9 protein-coding genes and 1 pseudogene are annotated in these 9031 nt (G+C 72.4%); all 10 read left to right on the top strand.

Annotated features, from left to right (window positions below):
• A pseudogene (locus GT354_RS53430) lies at window positions 1-334 on the top strand (hypothetical protein); the annotation flags it as partial.
• Between the two features lie 38 nt (window positions 335-372).
• Window positions 373-729, top strand: a complete 357-nt coding sequence (locus tag GT354_RS03845) for an arsenate reductase family protein (RefSeq protein ID WP_161354742.1) — start codon at window positions 373-375, stop codon at window positions 727-729.
• A 442-nt stretch (window positions 730-1171) separates the two neighbouring features.
• Window positions 1172-4078: a Na+/H+ antiporter subunit A gene (locus GT354_RS03840; protein WP_161354741.1), complete on the top strand. Its 2907-nt coding sequence runs from the start codon at window positions 1172-1174 to the stop codon at window positions 4076-4078.
• Window positions 4075-4914, top strand: a complete 840-nt coding sequence (locus GT354_RS03835) for a Na(+)/H(+) antiporter subunit C (RefSeq protein ID WP_161354740.1) — start codon at window positions 4075-4077, stop codon at window positions 4912-4914. The genes GT354_RS03840 and GT354_RS03835 overlap by 4 nt, the downstream gene beginning before the upstream one ends.
• Complete coding sequence (locus tag GT354_RS03830) at window positions 4911-6479, top strand: Na+/H+ antiporter subunit D (RefSeq protein ID WP_161354739.1); 1569 nt, start codon at window positions 4911-4913, stop codon at window positions 6477-6479. Before GT354_RS03835 ends, GT354_RS03830 begins: the two co-directional genes overlap by 4 nt.
• A complete protein-coding gene (locus GT354_RS03825) occupies window positions 6476-7039 on the top strand; it encodes a Na+/H+ antiporter subunit E (RefSeq protein WP_161354738.1) in 564 nt (187 codons plus the stop codon). The genes GT354_RS03830 and GT354_RS03825 overlap by 4 nt, the downstream gene beginning before the upstream one ends.
• Window positions 7036-7299, top strand: a complete 264-nt coding sequence (locus tag GT354_RS03820) for a monovalent cation/H+ antiporter complex subunit F (protein WP_161354737.1) — start codon at window positions 7036-7038, stop codon at window positions 7297-7299. Before GT354_RS03825 ends, GT354_RS03820 begins: the two co-directional genes overlap by 4 nt.
• A 1-nt stretch (window position 7300) precedes the next feature.
• Window positions 7301-7660, top strand: coding sequence for a monovalent cation/H(+) antiporter subunit G (gene mnhG / locus GT354_RS03815; RefSeq protein WP_161354736.1), 360 nt, complete (start codon window positions 7301-7303; stop codon window positions 7658-7660).
• Window positions 7661-7817: 157 nt separating this feature from the next.
• Window positions 7818-8522 (top strand): HAD family hydrolase, encoded by a 705-nt coding sequence (locus GT354_RS03810; RefSeq protein WP_161354735.1) that lies wholly within the window; start codon window positions 7818-7820, stop codon window positions 8520-8522.
• Between the two features lie 30 nt (window positions 8523-8552).
• Window positions 8553-8993: an NUDIX domain-containing protein gene (locus GT354_RS03805; protein ID WP_346011833.1), complete on the top strand. Its 441-nt coding sequence runs from the start codon at window positions 8553-8555 to the stop codon at window positions 8991-8993.
• The last annotated feature ends 38 nt before the right edge of the window (window positions 8994-9031 follow it).

The following is a 9031-nucleotide window of genomic DNA, read 5'->3' as shown; positions in this document are numbered from 1 at the left end:
CCTGCGGCGGCGCGGACGGGCCCGGACCGCGGGTGGGGCCCGCCGGGCCAGGCCGTCCGACGCGGCTGCGAGGGCGGCCCGGGACGCGCACAACACACCTGCTCGACCTCGACCGTGCCCGACCTCCGACTCGGCCGCGCCGCCCTCGGGACGCCGCACCGGCCACCCGACGGGCGACCTGGCGACCAGGGTCCGGGCGTCGATGAGCAACGCCCGCGCCGGCCACGGTGTTGGAGCACTGCGCCTGGACGACCGACGGCCCGGGTTCGACCCTCCGTCCCGAGCCCCGATCGCCGAGGCGTTGCGCGTCGCGGCTCGCGGCCTGCCAGGCTGACCCCCGCAAGGGATCGTCTCGCCGAAGGAAGTCCGCACGTGGAGATCTGGATCAACCCCGCCTGCTCGAAGTGCCGCTCCGCCCTGTCGCTGCTGGACGAGGAGGGCGCCGAGTACACCGTCCGCCGCTACCTCGACGACCCGCCGACCGCGCCCGAACTCGAAGCGGTTCTGGCCCGGCTCGGCCTGGAGCCGTGGGACATCGCACGCACCGGCGAGGCGGTCGCGGGCGACCTGGGCCTCAAGACCTGGGCCCGCGACGCGGCCACGCGCGACCGCTGGATCAAGACACTCGCCGAGCACCCGATCCTCATCCAGCGCCCGATCATCACCGCCGACGACGGCAGCGCAGTGATCGGGCGCACCCCGGAGGCAGTCCGCTCGACGCTGACCTGACGCACCGCACACTCGGCGGTCCGCCCGGTCCTTCGCGAACTCCGCCACGAACGCGGCCGGTTCGAGGTACCCACGGTCGTCGACGCGGTGCGGCTCGTGGTCCTCGGGACGGGTGAGGACAACGACCTCGTCCGGGCGGCAGGAGTACGCCGGGCCCAGGAACATCGGGCACGGTGATGGGCCGGCACGTGGATGGGGGAGCCGCTCAGGCGCTCGGTGCCGAGCCTGGTGCACGCATCGTGGCTCGCGAGGCTCCCCGGCGTGCACGGTCGGATCGCCCGTCCGGGCGACCGGCCCGGGCCGGACATGACCGGACAAGACCGGACGAGACGAGGCCGGACCGACCGGACCCGTGCCGCGCCCACGCTCTTTCCCCTGGGAAACGGGTGACATCGGCCGTGAATAGTGAGGTTTCGGCCACATTGCCCCATAGCGTTGCGTAATGACCTTCTCGGTGGCCTCGTACTTCGTGGTCGCGGCGATCGCCCCGTGGCTCGTTCAACGGCTCGGCCGCAACGCCTTCCTGGTACTCGCGGCCCTCCCGGCAGCCACCACCGGCTGGGCCTTCGCGCAGGCGAGCGCCGTCTTCGACGGCACGCCCGTGGTCGAGTCGCACGAGTGGATCCCGCGACACGGCGTGGCGCTGGCCTTTCGCTGCGACGCGCTCGCCCTGCTCATGGTCTTCCTCGCCGCAGGGGTCGGCGTGCTCGTATTGGTCTACTGCGCCCGCTACTTCGCCGACGACGAACCCGGCCTCGGGGCCTTCGCCGGCGTCCTCGTCGCATTCGCCGGCGCGATGATCGGGCTCGTCACCACCGACGACCTGATCCTCCTGTACGTGTTCTGGGAGCTGACCACCGTCTTCTCCTACCTGCTGATCGGCCACCGCTCCGAGCACCGCGGTTCGCGCCGAGCCGCGATGCAGGCCCTGACCATGACCACGTTCGGCGGCCTCGCCATGTTGGTCGGCCTGATCCTCCTCGGCGAGGAGGCCGGCACCTACCGCCTCTCCGAGATCGTCGCGCAACCGCCCACCGGCACGATCACCACGACGTCGATCGTGCTGATCCTGATCGGCGCGCTGTCCAAGTCCGCGATCGTGCCGTTCGGTTCGTGGCTGCCGGCCGCGATGGCCGCGCCCACCCCGGTCAGCGCCTACCTGCACGCCGCCGCGATGGTCAAGGCCGGCGTGTACCTCGTCGCCCGGCTGGCCCCCGGTTTCGCCGAACTCCCGCCCTGGCGACCCCTCGTGCTGATCACCGGCGCCGTCACCCTCCTGCTCGCCGGTTTGCGGGCGCTGCGCGAGAACGACCTCAAGCGCGTACTCGCCTACGGCACGGTCAGCCAACTCGGCTTCCTGACCGTGGTCACCGGCGCCGGCAACCGCGACGCCGCGCTCGCCGGCATCGCCATGCTCGTCGCCCACGCCCTGTTCAAATCGACCCTGTTCCTCGTCGTCGGCATCATCGACCACGGCGCCGGCACCCGCGACCTGCGCCGACTCTCCGGACTCGCCCGCGCGATGCCCGTCACGTGCGCGGTCGCGGTGGTGGCCGCACTGTCGATGGCGGGCCTGCCGCCGACGGCCGGCTTCGTCGCCAAGGAGGCGGTGTACGAGGCGTTCCTGCATCGCGGTACCGGCGACACCCTCGCCCTCGCCGCTCTGGTCGCCGGCTCGGCGCTGACCGCCGCGTACACCCTGCGGTTCGTGTGGGGCGCGTTCGTACGCAAGCCCGGTGTCGCGGACACCACGTGCGAACCGCTCGGTGGGCTGCTGCTGGGCCCGGCCGTGCTGCTCGGCGCCGGCTGCGTCGCGCTCGGCCTCGCCGCCGGACCGCTCGATCACTGGATCTCCTCGTACGCCGACCTGTTCCCGGCCGAGACCGACTACCACCTTGCGCTGTGGCACGGCCCGGGCACGCCGCTGTACCTGTCCGCCGGCGCGATCTGCGCCGGCGTGGCGCTGTTCGCGGCCCGCGAACCCGTCGTTCGCCTCCAACTCGCCACCGCCCGGATCGAGCCCTCGCGCCTGTACGACGCGCTCGTGCGCGGCGTGGACCGCGGCGCGCTGCAACTCACCGGCACCACCCAGCGCGGCTCGATGCCCGTGTACGTCGGGGTGATCCTGATCAGCCTGATCGCGATCACCGCCGGCGCCGCCCTGGTCGACCTGCCGCTGCCGATGCCGCACTCGCCGCGCTGGTCCGACTCGTCCGCACAGGTCGTGGTCGCGGTCCTGGTCGCGCTGACCGCGCTCCAGGTCACCAGGACCGGGGGCAGACTCCCCTCGGTGCTGCTCGTGGGCGTCACCGGCTACGGCTGCGCGACGCTGTTCGTGCTCCAGGGCGCGCCCGACCTCGCGCTGACCCAGGGCCTGGTCGAGACGGTCAGCGTCGTGGTGTTCCTGCTCGTGCTGCGCCGCCTGCCCCGCCGGTTCACGTCGGGCCTGCGCCACCGGCGCCGCGCCCTGCACGCCGCCATCGCGCTGCTGACCGCCGCCGTGGTCGCGACGGTGACCATCTCCGCGTTCGCCGCCCGAACCGCGACGCCGGTGTCGGTGGCCTTCCCCGACGCCGCCAAGGAGGCCGGCGGCAAGGACATCGTGAGCATCCTGCTCGTCGACATCCGCGCTTGGGACACGATGGGCGAGATCGCGGTCCTGGCGGTCGCGGCGATCGGCGTCACCAGCCTGATCTTCCTGCGCCGCGACCGCGCACCGGTCCGGCTCGGCGACGAAGTCGCAGCCGGCGCCGCGTCGCCCCGACCCGGCGGCAACGTTCCCGAAACCGGCGCGGCCGCGTCGCCCCGACCCGCCCCCTACGACCCGCGCCGCGACCGCATCCCCTGGCTCGCCGGCGCCCGCACGCTCGCCCCCGAACGTCGCACCGTCCTGTTCGAGGTGGTCGCGCGCGTCGCGTTCCCCACGATCCTGGTCCTGTCGCTGTACTTCCTGTTCAGCGGCCACTCGACCCCCGGCGGCGGGTTCGCCGGCGGCATCACCGCGGGGCTCGCACTGCTCGTGCGCTACCTCGCGGGCGGACGCTACGAACTCGCCGAGGCGCTGCCACTGCCCGCCGGGCTCCTGCTGGGCACCGGCCTCGTGGTGGGCACGGGCGCCGGCCTGGTGGGTCTGCTCGCCGGCGGCTCGGCGCTGCGCAGCACCGTGCTGGACGCGTCGCCGCCGCTGCTCGGCGGCGTGCACATCGCCACGTCGGTGTTCTTCGACATCGGCGTCTATCTCCTGGTCGTGGGCCTGGTGCAGGACGTACTGAGCGCACTGGGCGGCGAGTTGGACCGGCGGATCGGACAGGCCCGCGATCGGGACGCCGAACGGACGGTGATCGTGTGAACAGCCCGACCCTGGATCTGGTGCTGACCGCCGCCGTGTTGGTGGGCGTCGGCGTCTACCTGATCCTGGAACGCAGCCTGACCCGGGTCCTGCTCGGCGTCGTGCTGATCGGCAACGGTGTCAACCTCGTGGTACTGACCGGCGGCGGTCCGGCGGGCGGCGCGCCCGTGCTCGGGGTCACCGAGCCGGCCCGGATGAACGACCCGCTGCCGCAGGCGATGATTCTGACCGCGATCGTGATCACCCTCGCGGTGACCGCGTTCGTGCTCGCCATGGTGCACCGGCACTGGGAACTGAGCGGGACCGACGAGATCCAGGACGACGCCGAGGACCTGCGCGTGGTGCGGCGCGCCGAGCGAGTCGACCTGCGGGCCGAACATCGCCGACTGCGGCGGGAGTTGCGTGATCAGACCGCGGCGCGTGGCGCGCGGGTGCAGCGGCTGGCCACGGAGGCGCGCAGTGGCTACCTCGCGGACTGCGAGCGGCTGGGGGTGGACGCCGACGGGCACGGCGGCCGGCCCGAGCAGGAGCGGATCGCCCGGGTGCGACGCGACGAACTGCGAGCGCGGCTGCGGGAGATCAAGGCCGAGCATCGCGCACAGCGGGCCGAACTGCGGGCCCGGTTCCGCGCGTCGCGCCGCGAGTTGAACCGTCGGGCCCGGGCCGAGCGCGCGGCCGTCGCCCGTGCCGACCAGATCGTGGACGACGTACCCGACACCGAGTTCCCGCGCGGGGCGAACCCATCCGGGCCCACCGCGTCGAACCCGCCCGGGCCCACCGCGTCGAACCCGCCCGGCCCCACCGCGTCGAACCCCCGGAACGAGCCTCGCGGATGAACCATCTAGTCCCGCTCCCGGTTCTGTTGCCGCTGTTCGGCGCGGGGCTCAAGCTCGCGATCGGCGGCCGACTGCCGCGCGGGCAGCGGGTGATCAGCGTCGGCGTGCTCACCGCCGTGCTCGGCGTCGCAATCGCCCTGCTGGTCGAGGCGGACCGCGACGGCCCCGTGGTGGCGCGCCTGGCCGGGTGGCCCGCCCCGACCGGGATCGTGCTGGTCGCCGACCGGTTGTCGGCGCTGATGCTGGTGGTCTCCGGCGCGGTCACCCTGGGCGTGCTGATCTACTCGATCGGGCAGGGCCGTGCCGACAAGGACGAACGGACGCCGCTGTCGGTGTTCCATCCGACCTATCTGATCCTGGCCGCCGGAGTCGCCAACGCGTTCCTGGCGGGGGACCTGTTCAACCTGTACGTGGGCTTCGAGGTCCTGCTCGCGGCCAGCTACGTCCTGCTGACCGTGGGTGGAACGGCCGCGCGGGTAAGGGCGGGAGCGGGCTACGTCGTGGTCGGCCTGCTGTCCTCGCTGGTGTTCCTGGTGGCGATCGCGATGATCTACGCCGCGACCGGCACGGTCAACCTCGCGCACCTCGCGGTGCGACTGCCCGACGTGGACCCCGGGGTGCGGCTGATCCTGGAGTCGATGCTGCTGATCGGCTTCGGCGTCAAGGCGGCGGTGTTCCCGCTGTCGGCGTGGCTGCCCGACGCGTATCCGACCGCGCCCGCGCCGGTGACCGCGGTGTTCGCGGGACTGCTGACCAAGGTCGGGGTGTACGCGATCATCCGGGTCCAGACGCTGCTGTTCCCCGACGGTCGACTGCGCGAACTGCTCCTCGTGGTGGCGGCGTTGACGATGATCGTCGGCATCCTGGGCGCGATCGTGCAGAGCGACCTCAACCGGTTGCTCTCGTTCACCCTGGTCAGCCACATCGGCTACATGGTGTTCGGGATCGCGCTCGCGAGCGCGGCCGGGCTGGCCGGGACGGTGTTCTACGCGGTCCACCACATCACCGTGCAGACGTCGCTGTTCCTGGTCACCGGGCTGATCGAGCGACGCGGCGGCAGCACCGACCTGGGTCGGCTCGGCGGGCTCGCGCGGATGTCGCCGCTGCTCGCGGTGTTGTTCTTCGTCCCGGCGATGAACCTGGGTGGGATTCCGCCGCTGTCCGGATTCCTGGGCAAGTGGTTGCTGCTGCGGGCGGGCGCGGAGGTGGGCACGGTGACGTCGTACGTGCTGATCACGGCCGCGGTCGGCACGAGCCTGCTGACGCTCTACGCGATGGCGCGGGTGTGGGGGCAGGTGTTCGGGAGCTCGCCCGACGAGTCGGGGGCGACCGCGTACTCGTCGGGCGCGAGCCTGAGTGGGCGCGACGTCGCGGCGACGAGCAAGGTGCTGCCACGCACGATGACGCTCGCCACGTGCGCGCTGGTCGGCCTCGGACTCGCGTTCACGCTGTGGGCCGGGCCGTTGGTCGCGCTCACCGATCGCACCGGCGCGGAACTGGTCGGCCACGCCTACGTGGACGCCGTACCGCTGCCCGGCGGATCCGAGCGGGGGTCGGGCCGATGAGCACCCGGCTGCGGACGCCCGCGGCGCGGCGCGTGTCGCCGCTGATGGTGGTGTGGCTGACCGCGGTGTGGGTGGCGCTGTGGGGCAACCTGTCGTTCGCCAACGTGCTGACCGGCGCGGTGATCGCGGTCGCGATCCTGGCGCTGTTGCCGCTGCCGCCGGGGCGGGCCGGGCTCGCGTTCCGGCCGTGGGGGCTGATCCGGTTCGTCGTGCTGTTCGTGGTCGACCTGGTGGTGTCGTCGCTGCGGGTCGCGTGGCAGGCGCTGTGGCCGGGCCGGTTACCGCGCAGTTCGGTGGTGGGTGTCGCGCTGATCGGCCGCTCGGACGTCATGCTCACCGCGACCGTGCTCGCGCTCAACGTGATGCCCGGCAGCATCGTGATCGAGATCCGCCAGGGCACCCCCACCGTGATCTACATCCACGCCCTCGGCGCCGAGACACCGGCCGCGGTCGAGGCCGCGCGGCGCAGCGTCGTGCGCCTGGAGGCCCGCGTGATCGCGGCCTTCGGTACCCGAGAGGAATTCGCCTTGCTGAACCGAACCCGCGGAGGCCGCCCGTGAACCCCCTGGTCGGCGTCGCCGCGCTCGCCCTGCTCGGATCGGCCGCCGTGATGGCGCTGATCCGCCTCGTCCGCGGCCCCTCGACGCTGGATCGCGCGGTCGCGGTGGACATGGTGTTGGCGGTCGTCCTGGCCGGCATCGCCGCCGAGGCGACCCTGAACCGGCACACCACGACCGTCCCGGTGCTCCTCGCGCTCGCCCTGGTCGGGTTCCTCGGCTCGGTCTCGATCGTGCGTTTCTCGGCCCGCGAGGAGGACTGACGTGCGCGGCGGCGAGATCGCCGACACGGCGTCGGCGGTGTGCCTGCTGGCCGGCTGCGCGCTCGCGTTCGTCGCGGGCGTGGGGCTGCTGCGCTTTCCCGACCTGCTGTCGCGGATGCATACGGTCGCCAAGCCCCAGGTGCTGGGTCTGCTCCTGGTCACCTTCGGTCTGGGGCTGCGGCTGCGCAGCGGCATCGACATCGGCATGCTCGTGATGGTCGCCTTCTTCCAGCTCACCACGGTCCCGGTGGCCACCCACCTGGTCGGTCGGGCGGTGTATCGCCTGCCCCAACTCCCCACGGGCGACCTGGCGGTGGACGAATTCGCGGACCGCGCGCCGGGCGAGGGGAGGCGGGACTGATCGGCTGCCGCCGCCGTGCCGGCGGGGCGTCGCAGGGCCCCGCCGGGGCGGCTCGAACGGCCCGGGGACCGCGCGAAAAAGGTGATGATCGCTTCGGGGGTCGGAGTCTAGGATGTTCGCCGCAGTGTCGCCGAGCGGACAGAGACGAAGTCGATTCATGGACACCAAAGCAGGGGACCGGCGCCAGGTTCTGATCTTCGATGCCGACGACACGTTGTGGGAGAACAACGTGCTGTTCGAACGGGTCATCGACGACTACCTCGACTGGATCGACCATCCCACGCTCGACCGCGTTCGCATTCGCGAGATCTTGAACGACATCGAGGCCGCGAACGCGATCACCTACGGCTACGGCAGCAAGATGTTCTTGCGCAGCCTCGGCGAGACGCTGGCGCGGCTGCGGGAGCGGCCCGTCTCCGAGGCCGAGAGCCGACACATCGAGCAACTCGCGGTCGCGCTCGTGGAGAACCGGATCGAGCTCGTGCCCGGCGTCGTCGAGACGCTCACCGCGCTCGGCACGCGCCACGACCTGCTCCTGTTGACCAAGGGCGACACGGAGGAGCAGCAGCGCAAGATCGACGCCTCCGCGCTGGCCCACCACTTCAGCAGCACGCACATCGTGATGGAGAAGGGCGTCGACGTGTACGTCGACCTGACCCGCACGCACGGGCTCGTTCCCGAGACCACGTGGATGATCGGCAACTCCCCCAAGTCGGACATCCTCCCGGCTCGGGGCGCCGGCCTGAACGCAGTCTTCATCCCCAACGCGCACACGTGGGTCCTGGAGCAGAGCGTCCTCGACCCGCACGACGACCGGGTGCTGCGGCTGACCGCGTTCCCGGAACTCCTCGACCACTTCTGAGTCTCTTCGTCTCCCAGGGAAGCGTGCTTCGTGAACCGCCCCACTCCGGCCGCACCGTCCGTGTCGTGCGTGTTCGTCTGCCACGACGGCGCCGGCCGCGTGCTGCTCGCCCGGCGGGGCGCGGGCGCCCGCGACGAGCCCGACACGTGCGACACCGGCGCGGGCGCGCTGGAATGGGGCGAGACGTTCGAGGCGGCGGTCGCTCGCGAGGTGCGCGAGGAGTACGCCACCGAGGCGCTCGACGTCGAGACCCTCGGGGTGCGCAACGTGCTGCGCGGCGAACCGGTCGACTCGCACTGGGTGGCGGTGGTCTTCGCGGTCCGCGTCGACCCGGCGACGGTCGCGATCGGCGAGCCGCACAGGTTCGACGCGCTGGGGTGGTTCACTCCGGATGCGCTTCCGGAGCCGCTGCACTCGCAGTGCGGCGCGGGCCTGGCGCTGTTCGCGCGGCGGGTGGCCGGCGCCGGCTGACCGACGCCCGCGCCCACCGGGGTCCGGGAGGCCCCCGG

The sequence above is a fragment of the Streptomyces sp. SID3343 genome, from assembly GCF_009865215.1.
In the GTDB taxonomy this organism is placed as follows: domain Bacteria; phylum Actinomycetota; class Actinomycetes; order Streptomycetales; family Streptomycetaceae; genus Embleya.
Note: the sequence above shows the minus strand (reverse complement) of the source record. Positions and strands in the feature narration are given on the sequence as shown.

Excerpts from the sequence above, each read along its gene's own strand:
- GT354_RS03825 (WP_161354738.1), top strand. The coding sequence starts at position 6,476 with ATGAGCACCCGGCTGCGGACGCCCGCGGCGCGGCGCGTGTCGCCGCTG.
- GT354_RS03830 (WP_161354739.1), top strand. The coding sequence starts at position 4,911 with ATGAACCATCTAGTCCCGCTCCCGGTTCTGTTGCCGCTGTTCGGCGCG.
- GT354_RS03810 (WP_161354735.1), top strand. The coding sequence starts at position 7,818 with ATGGACACCAAAGCAGGGGACCGGCGCCAGGTTCTGATCTTCGATGCC.
- GT354_RS03840 (WP_161354741.1), top strand. The coding sequence starts at position 1,172 with ATGACCTTCTCGGTGGCCTCGTACTTCGTGGTCGCGGCGATCGCCCCG.